This window comes from Vibrio sp. 2CM40D (assembly GCF_023161825.1).
In the GTDB taxonomy this organism is placed as follows: Bacteria; Pseudomonadota; Gammaproteobacteria; order Enterobacterales; family Vibrionaceae; genus Vibrio; species Vibrio alginolyticus.
Window position 1 is genome coordinate 404,451 of sequence record NZ_JALNTL010000003.1, and the last position, 26,462, is coordinate 430,912.

Below are 26,462 nucleotides of genomic sequence, written 5' to 3' on the forward strand. Positions count from 1 at the left end.
TACTTATAATTGTGTTTCCCAATGCGTAGAACGTGAATATGGACTTTAATCTCGCCCTAAAACTCTACACCGCAGAGCAAGTAAAAAACGGTGAAACGCTGGCTGCGCAAATGGCTGGTGTTTCTATGTATAGCTTAATGCAACGCGCTGGTATGGCCGTGTATGAGCGCTTTTTACATCTGTATCCTAAATCAAAAAATATCTTAGTGATTTGCGGTAAAGGGAATAACGGTGGCGATGGTTACGTATTTGCATCTCTTGCGAAACAAGCTCAACTCAATGTACATGTTTTCCAAATTGGTGATGTATCTGTGCTAAAAGGTGATGCTTTGCGCGCATACCAAGACTGGCAGTCAATCGACGGTGTTAACAATGATTGGGATGAATGGAATACCGCATTGCTAGAAGCAGATGTGATCATCGATGCCATGTTAGGCACTGGTTTAAGCGGTGAGGTTCGTTCGGAGTATCGTCGCTATATTGACCAAATTAATCAAATTCATACCCCTGTGATTGCAGTCGACGTTCCTTCTGGTCTGTGTGCTAATACAGGTGCAGTTTTAGGTGATGCTATTCGTGCCGAGCATACTGTAACCTTCATTGGGGTTAAGCAAGGCTTATGCACTGGACAAGCGAGAGATCGAGTTGGCGAGCTCTACTTTTGTGGTTTAGGCGTCAATACTAAGTTTGATACTATCGAAGTAGAAAGTGCATTAGGTATTGATCATCAGGTTGTTTCAAGATTAATGCCCAAGCCAAATCCAACGGTCCATAAAGGTGACAACGGGAAGTTGCTTTGTGTTGGTGGCAATCAAGGGATGTCTGGAGCGATTCGTTTATGTTCCTCCGCTGCGATTAGAGCCGGAGCGGGTTTAACTGCCGCAATTACTCACACGAGTAGCCTTATTCCACTGCAGGTTGGTTGCCCAGAAGTAATGAGCCAGAGCATCACCGCTGACTTACTCAGGGATACTGAGAACGACTTAACTAAACGCATTCGCTGGGCTGACGTATTAGTGTTTGGTCCTGGCTTTGGAGATGATGAGTGGGCTTATCAAGCCTATCAATATCTGGCTCAAGAGCAGAAACCTAAAGTTGTTGATGCTGATGGCCTCAATATTCTAGCGATGCTGAGCCAGCGGTGCGATGGCACTCTGGTTTGCGACAACCATCGAGTGATCACGCCGCATCCTGGAGAGGCAGCTCGACTACTAAATGTAACCATTCAACAAATAGAAAGTGACCGATACTCTGCTGCAAGACAACTGCAAGAGCGTTATGGCGGTGTAGTGGTTTTAAAAGGCGCGGGGACGCTTATTTACGATGGAACGAGAATGTACGTCTGTCTAGCGGGTAACGCCGGAATGGCGACGGGGGGAATGGGAGATGTGTTATCTGGAGTCATTGGTGCATTACTAGCCAAAGGTTTACCAATTTCTGTTGCCGCACGTTTAGGTGTGGTACTTCACAGTCATGCTGCTGATATAAACGTGAGTCAGAATGGTCAAATTGGTCTTTTGGCAAGTGATGTCGTTAGCACTCTTCGTACCGCTATCACCCAAGAGCTCTATCGAAATTAATTAGATTTCATGCATTGCTGAGAAAATTGGTCGATTTTTTTGAGTACTTTTTTACGAATTAGCAGGGCATCTTAGTATTAGGTGATTGAGTTTTAGGCAGGTTTGAGAGGTAATGCGTTTTAATTTTTAAGATATGACGCAAAGGTTTGCGCAATAGGTTAACTCAAGTGCTTTCTCAAGTTGTTGATAGTTATAAATAATAAGAGGTTTTGGTGACTTGGGGAGCGTTTTTGATATGCGATTTTCAAGATGGTATCACAAAAAAAATTCAAATATCAGACTTGTAGGAAATAAATCACAGCCTATAATGCTGAAAACCGGAGCGTCTGCCAACGCTCCGGTTTTTTTGTGTCCGAAGAACAGTGAACTCGTCTGCCAACGAAATCACTACGCACTCTGGAATGACACATATACATATGAATCAAGGAATTACACAATGCGTATCGAACAAGAACTTAAGTTAGGTTTTAAAGATGTACTGTTTCGCCCGAAACGTTCTACCCTTAAGAGCCGTTCTCAAGTAAATTTAACCCGCGATTTTACATTCAAGCATAGTGGTCGTCAATGGTCTGGTGTGCCAGTAATCGCAGCAAACATGGATTCGGTTGGTAGCTTTGCAATGGCTAAAGCGCTGGCTGAGCATGGTGTAATGACCGCTGTTCACAAACATTACACGGTAGAAGATTGGGCTGAGTTTGCTAAATCAGCAGATAAAGTAACCATGAATAACGTTATGGTGTCTACGGGAACATCTGACGCAGACTTCCAAAAAACCAAAGACATCATGGCGCTTTCAGATGAATTTATTTTCATTTGTATCGACATTGCTAATGGTTACTCAGAGCATTTGGTCGAGTATGTTGAACGCGTGCGAGCTGAGTTCCCAGACAAGGTCATTTCTGCAGGCAACGTGGTTACTGGTGATATGTGTGAAGAGCTAATCCTAGCTGGTGCAGACATCGTTAAAGTGGGTATCGGCCCAGGCTCTGTATGTACAACTCGTGTAAAAACGGGTGTTGGTTACCCGCAGCTTTCTGCAATCATCGAGTGTGGTGATGCAGCGCACGGCCTTGGTGGCATGATCGTCGGTGACGGTGGTTGTTCTTGTGCGGGTGACGTAGCGAAAGCATTCGGTGGTGGCGCGGACTTCGTAATGCTAGGTGGGATGCTAGCGGGTCACGAAGAGTCAGGCGGCGAAGTGATCGAGAAAGACGGCGAGAAGTTCATGAAATTCTATGGCATGTCGTCGAAGAGCGCGATGGATAAGCACTCAGGTGGTGTCGCTGGCTACCGTGCGGCTGAAGGTAAAACCGTATTATTGCCATACCGTGGTAGCGTTCACGGCACTATTCAAGACATCCTTGGAGGCGTTCGCTCAACATGTACATACGTAGGTGCAGCAAAGCTTAAAGAGCTAACCAAGCGTACTACATTCATCCGCGTTCAAGAACAAGAGAACAACGTGTTCGGTAAAGAGTAAATCGACTGAATGTAACAAGTGTAAAAGCAACCATACGTTATATCTATAGCAGATAAAACTATACTATATGCAGCTATGAGCCAGAGTGAGATTGATTTCTTACTCTGGCTTTTTGCTTCTCATTTGTTTGCGCTTCAAAATTAACTCTAAGCGATTTTAATAGTTGGTCGAGATTCGACTTGTTCAAACGGTAATGATGTTGTAACTGGCATGAGCTGTAAAACGCTTGAAATCTGACAGTCTCTATTTAACCCAATATAGTCTTTGACATTAGCGACTCGCCAAGTCATGTCTCCGTAAGTACGCAGATAGAACGCGGGTGATTGATGACTGTTATGTCTAATAACGCTCCATTGGGTAATATCACTAAAAAAGACTTCAGGGTTATCGGATGTCTCAAACTCATTCGCCATGATGCCCAAAGGTATATCAACGCGATTAAGTAGCTTTTGTCCGAGTGAGAAGGCTTCGTCGAAGTTAGTTGGTTGTTCGCTTAACTGCTTAATTGCATAGGTTTGTACAAATCGAGACGGCGGTGTTGGGTCGGCGGGTAGACCCATCAAGCCAGCGCCATTGATTGATTGAAGTGGGCCAGGCACTTGGACATGACGTTGCATGGTTGCTTCATTGTTCGGTTCTGGGTTGTAGTTGCGCAAATTGGAAAAATAAGAGAGGTGATTGACATGCCAATGGTAATTTGGGCAGTTAGTCATTACTCCAACGTAGGAGTGGTCCACAACCACTTTATAATCATCAAAGTCGTATTCGGTACATTGATAGCGTGCTTGCTGATTTTCCTCTTTGCTGAACATATCGCTTTCTTTGAATGCTCGATAGATATGCATATTACCGTTAAGAAACTCAATGACGGCACTGTCATTATTTGCATCGTGAATCACGAAATGCTGGTCCAAAGCCATGTTGTCACTCTCTGTTTCACCAGTTGAAATAGTCGAGTTAAACACGTAAACGGGGTGGGTGGTGAAGTAGGTCACCATCTCGTCCACAGTATTAAACGTAGACAAGATAAAAGTACCAAACAGGCCGCTGCCTAATGCAAAGGCATCATCAGGGATGTGAGAGGTCGATACATTTTGATTGAGAATGGGCAAGTACAGTGACCCAACAGAAAGGCCAGATTCATTAATGCCATCAGCTGTTAAAAGAGGGTTATTATACCGGGTAATGGCATTGCAGTGTATGAAGCTCAACTCTCCCTGCCAATTTGCTCGAAACTCACATTCTTTACTGTGACGTTTTGGCGGCTGACCATTGAAAACACGGTCGGCTTTTCCGTCGGAAGTAAAGGTCGTAATTTGGTAAGTTTGTTGGGCTCTAAACCAAATCTCGGTCTGAAGGTTAACTGCAAACTCCATGGTTCTAGCGGATAAGGTTTGGTTGTTGCAACCATAATTGATATTAACATCTGTACACATAGCCATGCTTTCCGTTGTTTATCTTGAATGATGAATATCCAAGAAACCCTCTGAATCAAATGCTTAGAGATTACGTGGATATAGATGAATTGCGCTTTAATAATGGTTTTAGCCATTGAGATAAGCGCATGCTATTAAGTTAAGCATTCAATCAAAAAACGTCAGTAGCAGTTTAGTATCAGTTGATAGAGTTAAAATAAAAAGTGATGTATTAAGTAAAACTCTTTGATCTTAGAAATTAATAATATATTTATTTTTTCAATCTTGGTTACTCTAGATTTAAAGTTTATTTTAAAAGTGATTTGTATTTATTCGATTATCTTGCAGTGGTGATATAAAGTGAGAACATAAAGTTAACAATTTCAGATTGTGATTGAAAATGGGGAGAGTCTTCAATCCAAATACCGAGAAATGAAACTGCCCGAGAAGTTGTGCAACTGTCTCGGGCGAAGTGATGAATCAGGTGAGCAGCTATAAAGTTTTCTCACAAGAACCGCTAAGTGGTGGAGATATTTTTAAATTATCATTAAAGATTTCTACAACGACGGGGCCTTTATTTTCATCTTTTGCATAGTATGCACAGGACTTGTCCCCAGTATAGGTTTTACCTGCCTTTTTGAAACTGTAATACCAGGAGTCATGGGTAGCGGCACCGGATTCAAAACTAGCAGATTCAGATTGTTCGCCAATATTCAAGTCGAAATGAACCTCCATTTCCGGAGAGTCTTTAAATCTCACATATCCGGTGATTTTATCGTTGGAGTTATTTTTAACGTAAAATGAACCCTTAGTTGTCATAATTTTTCCTCTTTTTTAATTTCTATACGTGATAGAACGGCCAAATGACGTTCTGTTAATATATGCTTTTTAAGATGCATATTGATGTTAAATGATGGTCTTATTAGTTCTAAGGTGATTAAACTTATCCTTAGCGTATTTTTCTTTTATACCGATTAAGTCGCGGTAGCTTCGATCAAAATAAACGCTTGTCGGAATTGCCGGATCTTTAAAGCTGATGAAGGCACCATAGGTTCCCGGTATATCAGCTTCTCTGGCTTTATCAATCCAGTCCATGGCTCTGTTTACATCAACAAGTACTGGGTTATTTTGTAGTTCTAGTTTTTGCTTTATCTCTTCATTCCACCAGGTTTGGTATTGGACTGTATATTGACACTGGCGGTAGGGGAAAGATATGTCTTCAAGGTCGTCTGAGTGATGATAAAAACCGCCAGTGATCGCCCCTAAGGTTACGTAACTAAATAGCCCTTGATCGCGGTTTTCTGGCTTTATCAAAGGTGAAGTTAAGCTTTGCAAAAGTGCAGTATAGCCTTCTGGTTTAAGACCTCGCTCTGACACCAATCGCGAAGTGATTTTGTGAGGTGCTGGGGCGTCATAATCGGGAGGGAAAGGAGAACCGTTTTGACACAAAGAATCGCGCCCCCATGTGCTCATCAGGGAGTGATCGTATTTCTTCCCGTCAAAGTCAGTGCCATGTGCTTCATAGACTTGAACTAAATCAGGGAAGCAAGCGCCAAATTGAACGGCTATAAATTGGTGAAGATCTTGTTCTGTTCCTTCCCAGTAGCCATACATGGTGCAGTGATGGCTGATGGTTTCAATATCACAGTGGTTAGATGATTCAGGCAGAGCATCAATTTGCAAGTTGGTGCCAAGAAGTTTAGGCGTATCGAGGCTTTTTATAGCCTGCTCCCAATTTTTTAGCACATCTATGGTAGGGTGCGTTGGTATTGGCTGAAGCATACCGTTGATTTTTGGATAGAGGTTCCACTGAAGCTCGAAGCGGTGGATCTCTTTGGGTAAAGGGAATGTTTTTACGCGTAGCTCGGTAACAATGCCATAGCTCATGCCTCCGCCGCCTCTTAGTGCCCAAAATAGGTGAGGGTTGGACTCTGCTGAGACTTCTGTGATCGTACCATCACCCAATACCACGGTTGCACTCACTAGGTGCTCACAACACATGCCGTATTTTCGCGTCCAAGGGCCCCATCCTCCGCCTTGAATATAGCCAGTCAACCCAACTGTGGCACAGGTTCCATGTGCAATCATTCGATCATGCTCTGCAAGTTTTGGTGTCAGTTGATAGAAGCGATAGCCAGCACCAATGGTGGCAATATTGTCACACAATTGGAAGGTCTTAATTCTGCTCACGTCAATCAAAATGACGTTGTCACCACTGCATTCACCTGCGTGATCATGCCCTCCTGAGCGAACACGAATCGGGAGATTGAATTGAGTTGCTGTTAGATAGGCTTGCTGAACTTCTTGCGTACTTTCGCACATGACAATGACAAAGGGTTGGTGTTGATAGCGAGTATTGAAGATGAGTGACTCGACTTGATATTGGTTCAAACCGGGAACCGGTGAAACCGTGTTTTCAAGAGGTGTCAGTAATCGTTCTTTAGGAAAACCGCACTTATCCATTTTCTGAATAAACAGTTTGGCATTATTGACTGAGATTGAGTACGCGCTAAGTACAGCGAGGCGTTGTATTTGAGGGTTAGGGTGCTGTTCTACCACTTGGTTTTCTTTAGTTCCCTGCATCCATTCATGTTCCATTATTTTTTCCATTTGGCTTATGTATTGAATAGTTGTTCAAATATTAAACCAAATGCATACATTCACCATATCAGTTTGGTATCAGTTGTTCTGTACAAATCGCCAAAAGCATCAGCGAGAGAGCAACAATATCTGGTTGATGAAAAGAACGATCGGCATCTGCGTGACCGTGGATAATTTATGTAGCCAAGTAGATCTGAGCCTAAATTGATACTGAACCAGAATGACGTGTTATCTACATTGAATGGGTCACTAACGACAATAAATTCAGTTGGAGAACACAATGAAAATGGACTCAAAAGAATCACAAGCAATTTTTACTGCTCATTATCAAATTGGTAACGGCTTACCTGGAGGAGTGAGCTTCGATGTTAATCTACTCGTGGCCAGCGAAGACAAATCAATAGTGGGTAAAGGACATATCTTTCAGGCCGTTAACCCACCGTTAAATGTGGTGTCTGATCTCAATGGTAGTTTCAACTATCAATGCACGATGCGTGATTGTCATATCATGGTGACGTTGCAGGGCTACCAGCCTTATCTAGGCATTGCTCCTTTAGGAGCTGATCTTCATAACGTAACGCTCAACCTCCTACTTAATGATGATTGGAAATCAGGCGTGGCATTCTATCGATATAAAAATAGTTCAGGTAAATGGATTGAAGCAGCAAATCAACGCGTTACTCTACTTTTGCCTGAGCATGTTCCTAGCATCGAGAACTTTAAGGTGGAGCAAAATGATCTTGCGCCAGCATAAATCTCATCAGCGATGACACTGTGCCAAAACACAGATATTCGATGGTTTCGAATATCTGTGTTTGACGAGGTAAATCGAGTAAACACGATGACTTGACGGTGCAATTAATCGACTTTCTTCGTTTATTGAATATTTCATGGTTGAGTAGATGTGGAGAGCCAATGGTCGAGCTCATCAACACTTATTTGAGCCTGATTCAGTTGATGCTTACGCGCGGCCTGATTGAAGTTTAACAACTCAGAGACGGAGCTGGACTGGTCGAGTAAGGCAAGCATCAGATTCGCTTGTTCAATATAAAAATCACCCCATGGATGCGGATCTTCTTGGGTGAAGTTAGACAGCTTATCGCGATATTTTCGAAGTAGCGTAGGCTGCTTATACTGCCACGCTACTTGGATTCCTTGTTGGTAAAAGCGTAAATAGTTATGACCAACACAGGTAGATTCTAGCCAAGCCTCACCAGTGCGCAAAGCGGAGAGGGCCGTTGATTCATCGCCACAAATAAGTGCCTTGGTAGATACGAGCCAAGGACCAATAAAATTGTGTAGCTTATTGATATGAACAAGATCTAGAGCCGTGTCGATGTCCGAAAGGGCTTTCTCCTCTTTTCCCTGATACCAGTGCAATCTTGCACTGGACTCCAAAAGAAAAGCGACAAATCGATGAGCATTAAGCTGTTTTGAAAGTTGTAGAGCGGTCGAGATTTCGTTTTCAGCTTGCACCAAGACATTACGGTCGAGAAAGATCCATGCAGCCGTAAGCCTAGAAACAATTTCTGCTCGGCGGTTTGCCGTGAGATAGGCAAGATTCGAGGCATGCTGAGCCTGTTTTAGTGCTTCGTCAGATTGCAGTTGATAGATCATCACTGTTGCCAGCATGTAGCGATTGGCAGTTTCAATCGAAAGCAACTGATGCTCTTCACACAGTTGCAAACACTCGGTTAAGTGCTCGTATGAGCGAGCCATTTTTCCTTGTGCGTAGGCACAATCACCGAGGCCGCCAAGCGATTTTGCTTTCGCGCGAAAACAGTTTGCTCGTTGACTGTAATCTAATGCAAGTAAATGTTCTTTCTCACATTCGTCTAGCTGCCCAGTGGGGAACAGCATATTACCTCTCATCGAGTGAATTTCACACAAAGATTTATTTAACGTCAGCTTTTCGCACAGGGCTTGGGCTTGGTCTAAAATCGACATCGCTTGTACAAAGTTGTCGGTTAAACGGTAGGGGTTAATGAGGTCTAAATAGTATTGAACACGTTCAGAATCATTTTCTGTGTGATGAATCGCTTGCTCAAGAACCTCAATACTCTCTTTGATGCGTCCCATCGAATACAGGCAGTTTCCTTTCATATTTAGTGCATACGCCATCTGTGCTTTAGGTGACTCTTTAATAGCGTATTCAATAAGAGTCAGTGCTTTTTCAAATTGATAATTGCTCAGGTAATGTTTGGCGGTCTGGTCCAGAACAGTAAATACACCTTCGCCCTTGGCATGATTGATATGGACTGCATATAAGAACCGATCTCGGTTCTCATACCATTTTGCGCAGGCCATGTGTATTTTTGAACACTGTGACTTGTCTATTTGACGGAAAACAGCATTACAAATCAAATCATGATGGAAAAGGTATTGATCGCCATTGAGTTTTACTAAGCCAGCGTCGACTAACTTATCTGGTACGTAGCCGGGAATTCGAGTGATTTCACGCAGTTGCTCCAGTTGAAAGTACTGCCCCAACACAGATGCAGTACAGAGTGCTTGGCGATCTTGGGCTGGAAGTTGAGCTAATTGTATCGAAACTAAATGTTCCAATGACTCCGGAACGTCTTTATCAAACTGAGAACAAAGTAGTGTTTGGCGTAAGTATAGAGGATGGCCTTTCGCAAGCTTTATACAGTCATTGATATGTTTATTCTGTTGGCATGTGATTGAGCAAGCTAACTCGTAAGACTCTTCAGATGATAACTCCCTAAGTTCGATTAGATTCACGTTGGCAAACCAAGATTGTTTGGAACTAAGTCGTTTTTGCTGCCTAAACGTCAGAAAGAGTAAAATATTGGTGTTTGTAATATAAGGTAGCAGTGTCTCAAGAAATGCCAACATTACCTCGTCGGCCCAATGGACATCTTCAACAATAATCAAATGCGGTTTGCTGGTCTGCCGTTGTTGAATTAAGAAAGGGATAGATTGCTCTATCGTTTGTTTCAGCGTTTGGAACTCCATTAAGTTCAGCAGCTGTTTTTCTGATTCGTTGAGTGTTACCCCCATTAACCAATAAAGGCAGAGATGGAAAGAAGAGGGAATTGATGACTCGACAGTCTGCTGACGAATAGAATCATCGGTATCTTCACGAGTAAATGAACAAATTGCCCGAGTGAATATATTTTGAGGGGACAAGAGATCAGCACTGCCATGATTCAGGATTTGAATCTCTGTGGTTAAACACGAAGAACGACTCAAAGACGAAATGACCTGGTTGAGTAGGCTGGTCTTTCCTATCCCTGCGGTACCAGTAATACAATACGTTTGGCCTGCTTCTTGTTTTTGCCATCGCTTGATTCCGCTATTCAATGTTTCTAGTTCAAGTTTACGCCCTACGAAACAGTCAGTATGGTTTTGGTGTAAGGATACAAAATGCCAGTTGTTGAAGTCTGGCTCTCCTGTTAGAAAAGGTTTTATTGGTCTGGCACAATTGGACGAGATAAAGCAAGGACAAGCAGCTATTTCTCCCCAAGGGATTTTAACTAGGATTTCATTGATTGGGGTTATCGCATTCGGATGTTCCGATAGCTCAGTGATTCGATGCATGTATTTCACATTGATAAAAGACCGAATCGAAGCCGAAAGAGCAACCTTTAATTGAAGGGCTAGTTGTCGAATTCGCTCAAAAATATATTCGTCCGATTCCTGTAAAGACCAAGTAAGAACAAACGTTCGGTTTTGTATTATGGGTGTAGTGTTTTGGCTGAGAAGTAAGGTTTGCAGAGCCTTTGCGGTCAAATCACACTTTGCTTCGATTGCAAAAATAAAAAAATATGGTGGTGATGAAGATACATTTGTAAATAATGGTTCTGAGGCCCGATCTATTAAAAGGTCCTCTACGGGGACAGAAAAGTATTCCGCGAGATTGGATGCGGTACGATACAGCACATTCGCCCCAGACTCTGCTCGCTTTATAGAAGCAATAGATACGACAAAACCCTGTTGAAAGCATTCTTCCGCCAGTTTTTCTTGGCTCAGTCCTAATTTCTTTCTCAGTTCTTTGAGTCGTAATACGTTGAGTGGAATTCTTCCATCCCTATTTGCCATATTTCACTCCGTTGTAACGTATAGCTTTTCCCAGTAAACCTGAATCGATTGGATATGTTGAGTGAATAAATTTATCTTATTTCACCACATATATAATACTAGTAGTTAAAATGTTATATACGAAAATGAAATGGGCATTTTAATCTTCAAATCACCTTAATTCATTGTTATATTAGTGGTGTTTTTTTATTAATAATTTTGATATTTATTTTTGTGAGTTCATGTTTTTCTTAATAAGTTTTTTGAAATATCTTTAAACTTATATCTTTTAAAAGATTGCACACCTTAAACTTATATTGGACTTCATTAAACTTTAAAAATTAAATTCTTTAATTTTAGAGATATAAATTGACAATCTTATTTTTAGTGTTTTTTTTTGATCTCTATTCTGGCTAACTGATTTTTTCTAGTCTATAAATCAAATATCGGCAATTTCAAAATGACTGCCGAAAAAATTATTTTAATTTCAATATTATAAATAGTTGGCTTTATACTATGGATATTGGCTTTTTCTGCCTGTTAAAAGGCTTTCATATTACACCACACTTGAGTGCCGCGCTTACCTCTATTAAGGAGGCTGCGTGGCTGCTATATGTCAAACGATCTTGCCATCGAGGGGATTGGCAAGCGCTTGCTTTAGAAGAATCACATCGAAAGGCCTATTACCCTAACTATTTACTACTCTCTGAATTTACAGGATTAGAACTGTTTTTATCTCAATTTTTCTGCCCAATTTTGTCAGTACGGTTTATGAAGTTAGAGCCGGGAGCTGAGATATTGTAACGCGGACCTCTGGCATATGTTTTTCTCAAGTACAGGTGTGTTACATCATTAACTACTGCTACAGCGGCAAGTGAGGTTCATGAATTATGCAAAAAGGCTCATCTATAGAATTCTACCAGCAACGTCCTCAATCTCGTGAGACGGTCGGTGTTGAAGAAGTGCAGCAACAAACTCAACAGTTTGGTTTTGCTGAACCCGAAATGGATGAGCTGCTTAAGTACTCATTACGGACTCAACTTGAGGCTATGCTCCAAAACCAACTCAGCACGGCTGAACGCCAACGGCAACTGAAAGAGAGTTTCGCTGCGGCAGTTGAGCTCGTATTGAAGGAGACGAAAGTTGAGCACCGAACACTGGTGCAAGCCTTTCAGAGCATGTATGGCAACGCTTGCCAATCTCTTTCTCTGGCTAAACTCACTCAAGAGGAACTGACCCGACAGTACATTTCCACGTCTGGGCTGGTGATGTCCCCACTTAACTGTAAACACACCATCAAAGATGTGTACCGAATTAAAGGCTTTGCGTGTGGTATAAACAAAGCTATCCAACATATGCTTGCCAACAAGTCACAGGTTAAAGTGCTTTATCCAGCTTGCGGCCCCTTTGCACCATTGCTGCTGCCTTTACTTGCTCACTACAAACAAAGTGATCGAATTAGCGCAGAGCAGCTTCAGGTGACACTAGTAGATATTCACCCCGGAGCCATTAAAGCACTCAATCAATTGATCGCGGATCTCGATATCGCAGACTATATTGAAGCCTTAGTGGAAGAAGATGCTACCCAATTTTCGCCAACTCAAACGTTTGATCTCCTGATACTTGAAGCGATGCAGCATGGCTTTAGTCGGGAAGGGTTCCTCAGCATCGCGAAACATTTGGTTCAATATTTACATATTCAAGGCGAAATGATCCCCAATCAGGTATCTGTGCGCGCCATGGTGGTCATCGGGGAGACGGAATTTAATCAACAATGGGAAAAAGCAGAGTATGCACATTCCAACCATTGCCAGCCGGAAGCGATCGATGATCGAATTGATCTGGGAGAAATTCTTAACGTCAATAAAGCCATGTTGCTCAGAAGCGAGATTTTTGAGCTAGATGGTGGAATAAAAATGCTGCAAGGCAACACCATTGAGCTGCCGAAAGATGTGCCAGATATGGCAAAACGTATCCTCGCCATTTACAGCCATATCGATACTTACGGAGATGCGATGGTCGGACAATACGACTCTGGTATTACCCATCCTAAACCCGACATGACTTTTTATGTGAATGCCAAGCCCAAAGCTGTTGAACACCATTACTTTGAAGCGAAGGGAGGGGATAAGGTCAGTTTCTATTATCAGTTAACCGGATTGCCAGGTTTTGTCGCCACCCATGGATGATTTCGATATGCAGCAAAAATACGTCGTTTTTACAGGAAGTTGTTACGCCTTGCCCATCATTCAGTTGTTGGCACAACAGCATAAATTGGCGGGCGTGGTAGTACCGGAAGGAGAACTAAATCCTGACTTACAGCAGCTACAGAGCTATCTGAGCGCTCAATCGATTCATATTGCTCAGTATACCGCCAATGACAGCAGTGCTTTGATAGCGCAACTCGATGTTTGGCGAGTCACGGATGGCGTTATCTATTTGTTCAGGCACATAGTTCATTCCTCGCTGTGTCAGTTTTTCAACGGAAACTTGTACAACATTCATCCGGGAAAGCTGCCCGAGTATCGAGGCCCGATGCCTCTCTATTGGCAATTAAGAGAGGGTTTAGACACCTTTAGCCTCACCCTGCATCGTCTTGAGGCATCGGCTGATTCCGGCGCTATAGGAATGGAGTTAGAGGTACCATTTCACCCGTTTGAGACCTTAACCAGTGCTCAGCAAAAAGCGTCACAAATGACGGCTAAGCTGATGTATGACTTCCTCATCGCGCAACAAAAGCAAGGGCTGGTTTGGCGTGAACAAGTATCAAACCCCAACGAAGTGGCACGAGCAGTAAACCAACATGATCTGCACCTTCGTTGGAACGTGCAAACGAGTCGCGAAATCGTCAACTTAGTGCGAGCAGGCAATCATGACTTCGGTGGTGCGATGTTGAGCTTGCCAAGTGGTGTCGCCAATGTTTTGCAAGCAAGCGCAATGGAGACTTCTTTAGTCGGTGTAGAGGCGGGGAGAATTCTCGAGATCAGCCCACAACATGGGTTACAAGTGAAAACGTTAGATAGCGCCATATCAATAGATGTTATTGCTACACCGCAAGGCGTGTTTTCGGGTTATCGCTATGCGCAAATGGCTGGGCTAGATGCTGGGATGTCATTGCTCCAGCACGCTTCTGCTTGTGAGTAAATAAATATCTCAATACGGCTCTTTGCGGCAGTGATGAAGCCCGTAACGGTATTTAGTAATGCGAGATTGGAAAGTTTTAACCAACCACACCAATTTCGTTATGGGCTGGTTTTAACTTAAGTGTATACGTTGAAAGGAAGAACAGTATGGCTACAGAACCGTATCTTGGGACACTAACCGCATTTGGTGGCAATTTTGCAATTAGAAATTGGGCAATGTGCTCGGGGCAAATGCAGGCAATTGAAGATAATCCAGCGCTCTTCTCTCTAGTTAGCACTCTATACGGAGGTGACGCCCGAACTACCTTTGGTTTACCTGATTTGCGTGGCCGCAGTCCAGTTGGTGTAGGCACACGACCTGGGGGGATGGATTATCATCAGGGAGAAAGATTGGGTACTGAACTGGTAACTATTGATATAACTCAAATGCCAGCACACTTACATACGGCAATTTTTACCCCTCTTGGCACTTCTGCACCTGTAACAGGCAGGATGCAGGTTGCTACCAATGCTGCAAATACACAGGTACCCGATAGTAATTCGTATATAGCGCAAAACTCTACCCCCGGGTTCTATAAACCGACGTTTCAGCAACCAGATTTGACCGAGATCGAAGGCTTAAGTGTGTCTGGTAGTGGCTCGGGCGGAGGTACTGTAACTGTGACTGAAACAGGCGGTTCAATGCCACTTAATATTCTGAGCCCGGTATTGCCGATTAATTGGTTAATTGCCACTGCGGGAGTATACCCACCGCACAGCTAATCAACCAAGAAAGAATTGGCTGAATCTTTAGCTAATCCTTTCCTATAAAAAAATTAAATATTTAAGTTGATTATGATAACCCGGCCATGTTGATAAGGCCGTCATCTTCAGGAGAGGAAAATGAGATTACATCGTCAGGTTGCGATCGCAATTACAACAGCATGGGTGTTCTCAGCGTTTTTTTCCGGTGGAGCCTGGGCTGCACAGCAAACGATTAACTACTCTAATGGTTCAGGTTCCAATTTTAGTGAGGTGGAGACCGGCGTCACAGGGGGTATGCCCTCAGTCACTCTTACCAATGCAGGTACTGTATCTATGGTATTAGATGCGGGCACTAGCTCGGATGGCACTCCGTTTACTGGCCTAAATGACCTCGGATTTGTAGCTGGTGTTCTTTACTCAAATACCATGATTAATGAGTTCAACAATCGTGGCTTCCGCTTTTTTGAGAAATCAAGTACTAACTTCAGTTTCGACGAAATTACCTATATGCAGGGGTCGGCCCGAGACTCAGATAAAACGTATCAACTTGTGTTAACTGGCTTCTCTAATGATATTCAAACAGTGACCGAAACTGTCACCTTGCCAAAAGGTGGTGAAGCAAACTCAGGGTTACAGGACTTGTTTACCCTGACCCGTGGTACAGATTTTAATGATTCGGCATGGCAGGACGTTGATACAGTGACTATGGCGTTTACCCGAAGTCCGGGTGCTGACTCTCGTTATCTTATCAGAAGTATCAAGATTGATGACGCTGCGGTTTCAGACTCTACCGCGCCTACTTTTGTCAGTGCGAGCTCAACTCCCACTGATGATGCAACCAATGTTTCTGTTAGCAACAACATCGAGATTGCCTTCGATGAAAATATTGAGCTGAAGAGCGGCAATATTACCATTCGTAATGTTACCGACAGTCGCGACTTTGAAGTATTTAATGTTGCCACCGAAAGCGATGGCACAACAACATCACCAGGCGCTGGTCGCATCAGTGTTACCAACAATAAAGTTTACTTAAACCCAACCAGTGATCTGGCAGGGAACCGGACCTACGCCATTCATATTGAATCCAGTGCCGTGGCTGACAGCGCAAATAATAGCTTCGCTGGGATCAGCGATGATGCCACATTTAACTTTACGACAGTCGATACCACGCCAAATGCGCCATCTACACCCGATTTAGATGCTAGTTCGGATACCGGGCCATTAAATACTGATAATATTACCAGTGACACTACACCAACGTTTAGTGGGACTTCTGAGAGTGGATCGATCGTTACTTTATACAGTGATCAAGTCGGTGGAGGTGCAACGGTTATTGGCACAGGCACTGCTACTGGAGGAAACTGGCAGATAACAACCAATGAGTTGGCGTCTGGTATTACACATGCAATAAGTGCTAAAGCGTCTGATAGCGATGATAATGTTAGCTCGGCATCCAACGCGTTAAGTGTCACCATTGATACAATAGCACCATCCGTAGTGAGCATTACCACGCCGATTGAGGCTGACAGTATCGTCAACGCTGCAGAAGACAACGATGTGTTGATCGCTGGCTCCGGCGCGGAAGCAGGCAACAGCGTGACCGTGACTATCACAGACAATAACAGCTCTGTCAGTCGTACGGTGACGGCCGACAACTCAGGCAACTGGACGCTGAGCGGCAGCGAGCTGGATGTCAGTGGCCTGAACAATGGCACCCTGACGGTGTCTGCAACCCAAGCAGATATAGCAGGTAATATCTCCACCGCAGCTAGCCAGAGTGTTACCCTAGACAATGCAGCCCCATCAGCAGTGACCATCACCACGCCGATTGAAACCGATGGTATTGTCAATGCGGCAGAAGACAACGACGTACTGATTGCTGGCTCCGGCGCGGAAGTAGGCAACAGCGTGACCGTGACTATCACGGACAATAACAGTTCTGTCAGTCGTACGGTGACGGCCGATAACTCAGGCAACTGGACGTTGAGCGGCAGTGAGCTTGATGTAAGTGCGTTTAACAACGGCACCCTGACTGTGTCTGCAACCCAAGCAGATATAGCAGGTAATACTTCTACCGCAGCCACCCAGAGTATTACTCTGGACAATGCAGACCCATCTGCTGTAATCATCAATACGCCGATTGAAACTGATGGGGTCGTCAATGCGGCAGAAGACAACGACGTACTGATCGCTGGCTTCAGTGCGGAAGCAGGCAATAGCGTGACCGTGACTATCACGGACAATAACAGCTCTGTCAGCCGTACGGTGACGGCCGACAATTCAGGCAGCTGGACGTTGAGCGGCAGTGAGCTTGATGTCAGTGGCCTGAACAACGGCACACTCATAGTTGCTGTGACGCAATCGGATACGGCGGGTAATACCTCCAGAGTGACCACCCAGAGCATTACCTTAGATAACGCCGCACCATCAGCTGTGACCATCACTACACCGATTGAAACCGATGGTATTGTTAATGCAGTGGAAGATAACGATGTGTTGATTGCTGGCTCCGGCGCGGAAGCAGGCAACAGCGTGACCGTGACTATCACGGATAACAACAGCTCTGTCAGTCGTACGGTGACGACCGACAACTCAGGCAACTGGACGTTGAGCGGCAGCGAGCTGGATATCAGTGGCTTGAGCAATGGCACCCTGACTGTGTCTGCAACCCAAGCTGATATAGCAGGTAATATCTCCACCGTAGCCACCCAGAGCGTAACCCTAGATAACGCAGCGCCATCCGCTGTTACCATTTCCACGCCGATTGCAATCGACGGTATCGTCAATGCGGCAGAAGACAATGATGTGCTGATTGCTGGCTCCGGCGCGGAGGCTGGCAATAGTGTGACCGTGACCATCACGGACAATAACAACTCAGTCAGTCGTACGGTGACGGCCGACAATACCGGGGCTTGGACGACTATTGGCAGTGAGTTTGATGTAAGTGCGTTTAACAACGGCACCCTGACGGTCGCGGCGAGCCAGAGCGATGCGGCGGGCAACACCTCCAGTATAGATAGCACAACAATTACGTTAGATAACGTGAGGCCAACTGTTTCTTTGAGCAGCTCAGACCTTGATTTGATCTCTGGCGAAACGGCGACCATTACCTTTACCTTAAGTGAAGCGTCGAGCGATTTTACCGAGGCGGATATCACGGTTAGTGGCGGTACTTTGTCTGGTTTTGCTGGCAGTGGTAGCAGCTACACTGCGACCTTTACACCAACGGAAGAGAGTGCGACGAGCGGTACTATTGAAGTTGCCACAGGCACATTTACCGATGCCTCTGGTAACACCAATAGTGCAGCTACACCACTTTCCATCAGCGTCGATACTGTGCTTCCAACCGTTAGTATCACTAGCTCCAGCGCTGCGTTGAAAGCGGGTGAAACGGCAACACTCACGTTTACCTTGAGTGAAGCCGCAACTGATTTTTCCGAAGCCGATGTGACCGTGGCTGGAGGAACTCTTTCTAACTTTGCGGGCAGTAGCGCCAGTTACACGGCTACCTTTACACCTGCAGAAGAAAGCACTGAGGATGCAACTATTGATGTTGCAGCCGAGAAATTTAGCGACGCAGCTGGCAACCTCAATACAGCAGCGACTCAGTTGTTGATCTCAGTGGATACGGGGATCCCGACTGGACATAGCATCAGCATTGATCAGGAGAGCATTAACAAAACCAACGAACAGGCGATGAGCTTTACCTTCGCAGCAGCTGAAGTGAACGCGATGTTCACTTATAGCGTGACCGACGGTACCACGACCATTGACGGCGCTAGTCAAACAATTTCTTCGGAGACCATGCAAGTAACGGGCATTGACGTCACTATTTTGCAAGAGGGGACGTTGACAGTAAGCGTGGTGGTAACCGATGCCGCAGGCAACGCATCTGATGCAGTGACGGATACTGTGACCAAACGCTACGATGTCGCGCCAACGGTAGTTGATGATAGCTTCTCGACTGAGGAAGATACGGCGAAACAATTTAATCTGTTAGCCAACGATTCCGATGTTAATGATGACATGGTCGCTTCTTCTACAACGATTAAAACGCAACCAATTAAAGGTCAGGTGTCGATCAGCAACGGCGTTGTTACCTATACGCCAAATAATAATGAGACAGGCACAGATAGCTTTACCTATACCGTGAAAGATGCCCTGCTGCAGGAGTCGCAAGAGGCGACAGTGACCGTCACTATCATGGCTATAAATGATGCGCCAGTCGCTAAAGCGCTGACCATCAACACCGACGAAGATACCGCAAGCGCAGCAGTCAGCGCGCGTAGTCAAGCGGAGGATGTTGAAGATGGCATCCCAACGGGTGATTTATCGTTAGTTAGTTTGCCTCAAAAAGGACAAGTAGCCATTGATCAAACTGTAGGCACTTTTGTATATACGCCGAATCCGAATGAAAATGGTAGCGATAGCTTTACTTACACGATCGCAGACAGTGAAGGCGGCGTTTCTCTTGCGGCCACGGTCAGCGTCAATATCGGTTCCGTCAATGACTCACCAGTAGCGGAGGAAGACAGTTTTACTTTTGATGAAGATATCACATCGACACTCGATATTTTAAGTAACGACAGTGATATTGAAGATGGGTCATTCACCCCGAGTAGTATTACCCTGCAAGATCTTGGTCAAGGAGAGGGGGTATACAGTTTTGCCACGGTCAGTGTCAATGTCGATGGGACCTTAAAGATTGTGCCAACAGCGAACGTTAATGGTCAACATAGCTTTACCTACATGCTAACCGATAGTGGTCAAGCAGTCTCAGTGCCTGCAACCGTCACGCTCAATATTACGCCAGTGAATGATGCCCCCGTTGCTGTTGATAACAGTGCACAACTACTAGAGGGAGGCTCCTTCGAGGTCAATGTATTAGGCAATGATAGTGATGCCGATGTTGGAGACAGTTTTGAACTCACTAGTGTCACAGTCGTCGATACGCCAGCACATGGCAGTGTGAACGTGACGGCGTCAGGAGCGATTGTTTACAACCCCAATGAGAACTACTTCGGTGAAGATAGCTTCACCTATACGGTGGCAGACTTAGCAGGTGCTGTATCTAACGCCGCAACAGTGACCATGACAGTAACACCAGTCAACGACGCACCAATGGCGCAAGCACAGTCACAAACGCTTGATGAAGACAATAGTTTGGTGATCACGCTGGTTGGTTCAGATATTGATAACGATGATGACACTCTGCAGTATCTTATCACTGAGCAAGTCAGTCATGGCGTGCTAGAGCAGTTGACCAATAATAGTTGGCGCTATACACCAGAAGCGGACTTCAATGGCTCCGACTTCTTCTTGTTCAAGGTCAACGACGGTGATCTCGACTCGACAGAGGTTCGTGTCGATTTGACGGTTAATGCAGTCAACGATACACCAACCGCGACCGATATCAGTGCTACGGGAGAGGAAGAAATACCGCTGACCATTACTTTAAATGGTAACGATGCAGAAGGCTCATCTTTGAGCTATCAAATTGTAAAATCGCCAGTCAACGGTAATGTTACCGTCACAGGCAATCACGCGGTTTATACGGGTAACAGTAACTTCTTTGGTCAGGACAGTTTCACTTACAGCGTAAGTGACGGAGAACTTACCTCTGGAGTGGCGTTAGTGACCATCACGGTGAATAACGTTAATGACGCGCCAGTGATTACGGGTACCCCATCGGCGCAAGTTGATGAAGATAGTGTGTATCAGTTTGTGCCCGCGGCATTGGACAATGACCCAGCGGATACTCTGACCTACTTGATAGCTAACAAGCCACCTTGGGCTACATTTGACAAGACAACAGGAGCGCTTTCTGGCACGCCAAGTAACCGTTATGTGGGGACTTATCCAGGTATCGTGATTAGCGTATCCGATGGCTCTATTTCTTCCTCATTGTCAGCTTTTTCGATTACTGTGAATAACGTTAACGATGCACCCGTTATCTCTGGTTCACCAGCAACACAAGTGAATGAAGACAGCACCTATCTGTTCACGCCACAAGTGTCAGATGTTGACAGCCAAGCCTTCACCTTCAGTATCGTGAACAAGCCATCTTGGGCTAGCTTTGATGCATCAACAGGCACGCTTAGTGGTACACCAGATAATGGTGATGTTGGCAAATATCAGGGCATTGTTATCTCGGTTTCTGATGGTCTCACGACCACAATGCTCAATAGATTCAGTATTGTGGTTAACAATGTCAATGACGCGCCAGTGATCAGTGGCACTCCTGCTCTTACCGTCAACGAAGGCAGTACGTACCGCTTTGCGCTGCAGGCATCGGATGTTGATAGTAGTAGCTTGAGCTTTTCAATCCGCAATAAACCATCATGGGCAACCTTTGATAGAGCAACTGGGTTGCTAAGTGGTACGCCGGAAAATGAGCATGTTGGCAGCACCAATAATATTGTTATTAGTGTCTCAGACGGTGAGCTAAGCACATCTTTAGCAGCGTTTAGCATCACGGTAATCAACGTTAATGATGAGCCAGTGGCGGTTAATGATACCTATGTCTTTACCGAGAGTAACGATGGTAGCTACTTATTGGATGTACTCAGCAACGACAGCGATGTTGATCTAGATACATTACAACTGGAATGGGTTAAACCTACATCTGGAACGGCAACGATTGTGGGCAGTCAAATCCAATTGGTAACGACCTCAATTGGTACAGTGGCAGTGCAATACAGTGTGAAAGATGGTAACGGTGGAAAGGCCACCGCGAAAGTAATCGTGACAATTAAAAGTGCGAAATTGGACGCACCAACAATAGCCGCACCTTCAGATATCGAAGTGAACGCAACTTCGCTCTTTACTAAAGTTGCATTAGGCTCTGCTGTGGCACGAGATAGTACAGGCAAGCTATTACCTGTTTCATTGGTCGACAGCACGACCTTTTTCCGACCTGGAACTAATACGGTCTATTGGCGCACTCAAGACTCTGATGGAAACGTCGCTGAAGCTAGTCAAACGGTAACAGTGTATCCACTGATAAGTATCTCCAAAGATGCGCAAACCACGGAAGGCACCAATCATAGCGTATCGATACACCTTAACGGTCCTTCGCCGAGCTACCCAGTAATCATACCTTATACGGTTTCAGGAAGCACGGACAGTGATGACCACACGCTCACCTCTGGTGAAGTGGTGATACCTAGTGGTACCGAAGGCAAACTTTCGTTCGAACTACTTAATGATGGACAAAATGAGGGCGTTGAAACCTTAGTGATTGATCTGGACAGCACCCTTAATCTAGGTAGTAAGCGTCGTTACACCTTGACAATCTTTGAAGAGAATGTGGCTCCGAAGGTCACGGTAAGTGTATCTCAGGCGGGGGAGCAGCGGAGCCAAATTGAAAATGGTGTTGAACCGGTCACAATCACGAGCAGTGTTAGTGATGCCAATATGTCCGATATACACAGTTTCAGATGGAGTAGTGATAGCGATGTACTTAACCAAGCGATTGCGGGGCAGATGTACAGCGAAACATTGACTTTCTCTCCGCAATTACTGAGTTCAGCGATTTACAATTTGCAATTGACAGTTACTGACAATGGCACTCCACCATTATCAGTGACACGGAATGTCTATTTAGAAGTGGTACAAACATTGGCGGAGCTCGGGAGTGAAGACAGTGATGGCGACTTAATCCCGGATGATCAAGAAGGTCATAATGATAGTGATGGTGATGGTATCCCTGATTATCTTGATGCAATTTCTGACTGTAACGTAATTCAACAGGTTGTGTCAGAAAAAGATCGCTTCCTCATTGAGGGGCAGCCAGGTGTCTGTTTACGCAAAGGAATAACCATTCTGACTAACGCAACAGGAGGAGCTTTATTGCTGGATGAGGAGCTTCCTAAAGATATCAACATGAAGAGCATAGGGGGAATCTTTGATTTTGTAGTAACTAATTTGCCGCTGCCCGGCCAAAGCTATCAATTAGTTTTGCCTCAGCGTTTACCTGTTCCAGCAAATGCAGTGTACCGAAAGTATAACGCTGAACAGGGGTGGATAGACTTTATTGAGGATGCTCAAAACACGGTTTCTTCTAGTGCTGGCGAGGCTGGTTATTGTCCGCCACCAGGGCACAGTTCATGGTCACAGGGTCTGACTGAAGGTGACTGGTGTGTACAACTTACCATTGAAGACGGTGGTCCGAACGATGATGACGGATTGGCTAATGGCAGTGTCGTTGACCCTGGCGTCGTTGCCGCTCGTGTAAGCAATAATACACTCCCTCAAGCGATTGACGACAATGCGTTTGTTAGTCTCAATGGTACGGTGACGATCGATGTATTGAGCAATGATGCTGATGCTGATGGTGATGGGCTGAAGGTAAGTCGCGCTTCTGTAGATATTGGTAGTGTTAGTGTGGTTGATAACAAACTAAGTTATGTCACTCAACCACAGTACTACGGGGAGGCTTTGATCACTTATAGCGTAACGGATGGTAATGGTGGAACGGGATCGGCGAAGGTGACGGTAAATGTGGTAAACAGTCAGAATCCGAATGCGGTGGACGATAATATTACCACCGATGATCGTACCCCTGTCACGGTTTATGTCCTTGCTAACGATACCGATCCGGATAACGACACATTGAAGTTGGTTTCAGTCCAAGCGCAGTATGGGCAGGCGGTCATGAATGCAGATCAGAGCGTGACCTATACCCCTACCTCAGGGTTTGAAGGCAATGATGTGTTGACATATATCATTCAGGATAGCCAAGGCCTGCAAGACGCGGGGAAAGTTATAGTGACCGTTAAGTTGGTAAGAGATGTAAAGGTTGAAAATACTTCAGCAGGATCATTGGGTGGCATGGTGTTGATGCTTTTGATTTTGTTAGGAGCCATGCAACGTTATGGAAGAAACAGTGCTCTAGCACTAATTGCTGTGTTTAGTTTTAGTAGTCAAGCGGGCTGGTATGTTGATGTTCAAATGGGGTCAAGCCATGCAGATGAGCGTGATGCTGTTAAAGGTGATAACGTAATCTCTACTGACAACACCGGGTTCTATCGCTCTGTCGGGTTGGGATATACTTTTTCTGATCAATGGTCTGGAACTATTCGTTATATTGATATGGGTGAAGGTAGTGCTACATTGCGTAGTGCTACTACTTCACCAGAAGACTATCACGCCAATGTCGCATCTATAGCCCCACTCCTTGTTAAGGGCATGGGCTTCGACATCGGTTATAAGTTCTGGCAATACAATTCATGGTCCGCAAAACTGAGTTTGGGGGGCTTGTTCTGGGATACCGATATTGAAAGTACGTATCAAGGCAGCAAGATAACGACGGAAGTGGATGGTTTTGATGGATATATTGGTGCAGAAGTTGGCTACAACCTCTCAGATAATTGGGAGATCGGTGTCCAAGGCGCTCGTTATTTTTTACATGAAAATGATGTTGATATAATTGCGCTACAACTTCGTTATTTTTTTGAGCCGTTAGCAGCGTATTAACTTATGGTTTGGTATTTTTCGATAATTTATATCCCAATTGCTCATGAAGCGGTATGGTAAATCACTGGAGATTAATGTCGTGATTGTGCTCTTTATTATGTAGGTCAATAGTCTATAACAAATCCTTAATTACCTTGAAGTCTTTTCTTCTTTAACATCTAGCGAAAGATAGTGTTTTGATAGAGTGTTAAACAGAACTTACGGTTCGATATTAGAAAAATAAGGTTCATTGAATGCTCGATGTGAACTTAACTTAAAAGAAGATGATTTACGCAATAGGGTTGTTGGTAGTGCTGCAAATGTCAGCGTGATACGTCGCTTTACTTTGAACCTAGTACGTTTACAGTCGAAGAAATATAGTGTTGGGGCTGAAGCCAAACCAAGCGTGTCAGAGCGACACAGTTCGTATTGAACCCTTATTGGGTTGAAAAGCGTTCCACGCTGGCTGTCGCCCTGATGCTGATAACTGCGACGATAAATTGATACCGAGCAAAACGATAATTTTATATCTGTTTTAATCCAATATTGATTGAATAATATCAAATGCTTTTTCTATTTTTTGGGTAGGAATAATGCCAAATCCAAATAAGAGGGCATTAGAATGATTGTTGATAGAAAAATGCGATGATGGGTAAACCGCTACATTTGATGAAGCAAATTTATTCATCATTTGTGTCGCGCATCCCGATACTTCAGCTGCTATATGCAATCCACCTTGGCTTGGAATACGTTGTAAGCAATCTATGTTGTCAATTAATTGAGTTAGCTTATTATACCTTTCGCTGTAGATTTTATTCATATTGAGTAAATGGTAAGAGAAATGACCGTCACGCATGAATTCGTCAAGTAGGATTTGAGACACTACAGATGTACTTCTTCCCAAGTGCCATAACATATTTGAAATTGGCTCTATTAAAGACTTTGGCGGAATCATATAGCCAATGCGTATGCCGGGAAATAGTATTTTAGAGAAACTGCCTATCATAACGACGCAGTCATTTTTGTCTTGTGACTTGAGAGCTTTCTTACTGGTATTGAGATAGTGATATTCCGAATCATAATCATCTTCGATAATGATTGCGTTATTAACTTCTGCCCATCTCAGCAGTTCTAACTTCCTGTCAGCTGAGTAGCTAAAGCCTAAAGGGAACTGATGACTAGGCGTTGTATAAATAATTTTGGCATTAGAAGCGATTGATTCAACGACAACACCTTGGTCGTCCATCGGCACGGAGCCTATTTGCGCGCCAAGTAATCGAGCTTGATTTCGAAAAACAGGATATCCTGGATCTTCCGTCGACACGAGATCCCCGGGAGAGAGTAATGTAAGGAGAGTCGTCATTATTGCCTGCTGGCACCCTTGAGTAATGATGATGTCTTCAGGGTCACAGATTACGCCTCTCGAGTGTCTCACATACTCGCAGATAGACTCTCGTAAACAAGCTAACCCTTGTAAATCACCGCCATGTGCAAACTCTGGAGTTAATGCATTGAGCCTACTCAGTCTTGAGTGTCGCCAAATATGCTTTGCTATTCTCTGATGATCAGGAACGCCTAAAGTGAAGTCATAGTCTAGATTCTTTGGTGCGATGATCTCTGGCTTCTTCGATGCGTTAGTGCCAAACACCCCTAGTTGGTAGTGTTTTATTGGTCTCTTATCTTGATTCACCGTTTGTTCTAGAGCATTACTTACGTACGTGCCAGATCCTGCCTTTTTTACTATCCACCCCTCGAACTGAAGTCGCTCATACACCGAAATGACAGTGTTTCTTGCTATGCCTAACTTTTTCGACAGCATGCGGGTTGACGGTAATCTCTCATTTGATCGTAATCTGCCTTCTAATATCCCTTGGTATATCTCGGAGTAAAGTTGTTGGCTGGTGACTTTTCCAGTTTCGAAGTGTAGTGAAAATGGCATCGTTTTCTCTGTAGACGTTGAAAAGTGGTTCTAAAGCGTTGTGAGGATGTGGATCTGTATATA

Annotated in this window: 13 protein-coding genes; 8 read left to right on the plus strand and 5 right to left on the minus strand. The window is 44.4% G+C overall.

Annotation, left to right across the window (positions count from 1 at the left end):
* Positions 1-38 precede the first annotated feature (38 nt).
* Together MTF70_RS08465 and MTF70_RS08470 are read left to right on the plus strand one after the other, a co-directional pair.
* On the plus strand, positions 39-1,580 hold the full coding sequence (locus MTF70_RS08465) for a bifunctional ADP-dependent NAD(P)H-hydrate dehydratase/NAD(P)H-hydrate epimerase (protein WP_005387691.1): 1,542 nt from the start codon (positions 39-41) through the stop codon (positions 1,578-1,580).
* A 436-nt stretch (positions 1,581-2,016) separates the two neighbouring features.
* Entirely contained in the window at positions 2,017-3,060 is a 1,044-nt protein-coding gene (locus MTF70_RS08470; protein WP_005373458.1) for a GMP reductase, read from the plus strand.
* A 146-nt stretch (positions 3,061-3,206) separates the two neighbouring features.
* Here the strand turns inward: MTF70_RS08470 and MTF70_RS08475 are convergent, their stop codons facing one another.
* From MTF70_RS08475 to MTF70_RS08485, 3 genes are all read right to left on the minus strand, one after another.
* Positions 3,207-4,496: a linear amide C-N hydrolase gene (locus tag MTF70_RS08475; RefSeq protein WP_017635214.1), complete on the minus strand. Its 1,290-nt coding sequence runs from the start codon at positions 4,494-4,496 to the stop codon at positions 3,207-3,209.
* Positions 4,497-4,967: 471 nt separating this feature from the next.
* The gene (locus tag MTF70_RS08480; RefSeq protein WP_005373454.1) at positions 4,968-5,294 is read right to left on the minus strand and encodes a hypothetical protein; all 327 of its coding nucleotides are present in this window, start codon (positions 5,292-5,294) and stop codon (positions 4,968-4,970) included.
* Between the two features lie 87 nt (positions 5,295-5,381).
* A complete protein-coding gene (locus MTF70_RS08485) occupies positions 5,382-7,073 on the minus strand; it encodes an FAD-dependent oxidoreductase (RefSeq protein WP_005373452.1) in 1,692 nt (563 codons plus the stop codon).
* A 283-nt stretch (positions 7,074-7,356) separates the two neighbouring features.
* Between MTF70_RS08485 and MTF70_RS08490 the strand changes: the two genes are divergently transcribed.
* Entirely contained in the window at positions 7,357-7,830 is a 474-nt protein-coding gene (locus MTF70_RS08490) for a DUF1842 domain-containing protein (protein ID WP_005373450.1), read from the plus strand.
* 134 nt (positions 7,831-7,964) lie between these two features.
* On the opposite strand, the gene MTF70_RS08495 is transcribed toward MTF70_RS08490, so the two are convergent.
* Positions 7,965-11,138, minus strand: coding sequence for an AAA family ATPase (locus MTF70_RS08495; protein WP_017819913.1), 3,174 nt, complete (start codon positions 11,136-11,138; stop codon positions 7,965-7,967).
* A gap of 495 nt (positions 11,139-11,633) precedes the next feature.
* Here MTF70_RS08495 and MTF70_RS08500 point away from each other — a divergent pair, with 495 nt between their 5' ends.
* The 5 genes from MTF70_RS08500 (at position 11,634) to MTF70_RS08520 (ending at position 24,481) form a co-directional block, all read left to right on the plus strand.
* Positions 11,634-11,921 carry a hypothetical protein gene (locus MTF70_RS08500; protein WP_248393927.1) on the plus strand — a complete coding sequence of 96 codons (288 nt, stop codon included), beginning with the start codon at positions 11,634-11,636 and terminating at the stop codon, positions 11,919-11,921.
* Positions 11,922-12,007: 86 nt separating this feature from the next.
* Positions 12,008-13,306, plus strand: coding sequence for a hypothetical protein (locus MTF70_RS08505; protein WP_205461072.1), 1,299 nt, complete (start codon positions 12,008-12,010; stop codon positions 13,304-13,306).
* Between the two features lie 7 nt (positions 13,307-13,313).
* Positions 13,314-14,261: a formyltransferase family protein gene (locus tag MTF70_RS08510; protein WP_224721233.1), complete on the plus strand. Its 948-nt coding sequence runs from the start codon at positions 13,314-13,316 to the stop codon at positions 14,259-14,261.
* A 146-nt stretch (positions 14,262-14,407) separates the two neighbouring features.
* Positions 14,408-15,022, plus strand: a complete 615-nt coding sequence (locus MTF70_RS08515) for a tail fiber protein (protein ID WP_005373442.1) — start codon at positions 14,408-14,410, stop codon at positions 15,020-15,022.
* 120 nt (positions 15,023-15,142) lie between these two features.
* Positions 15,143-24,481, plus strand: coding sequence for an Ig-like domain-containing protein (locus MTF70_RS08520; RefSeq protein WP_205461071.1), 9,339 nt, complete (start codon positions 15,143-15,145; stop codon positions 24,479-24,481).
* Between the two features lie 514 nt (positions 24,482-24,995).
* Here the strand turns inward: MTF70_RS08520 and MTF70_RS08525 are convergent.
* A complete protein-coding gene (locus MTF70_RS08525) occupies positions 24,996-26,399 on the minus strand; it encodes a PLP-dependent aminotransferase family protein (RefSeq protein ID WP_205461070.1) in 1,404 nt (467 codons plus the stop codon).
* Positions 26,400-26,462: the final 63 nt, after the last annotated feature.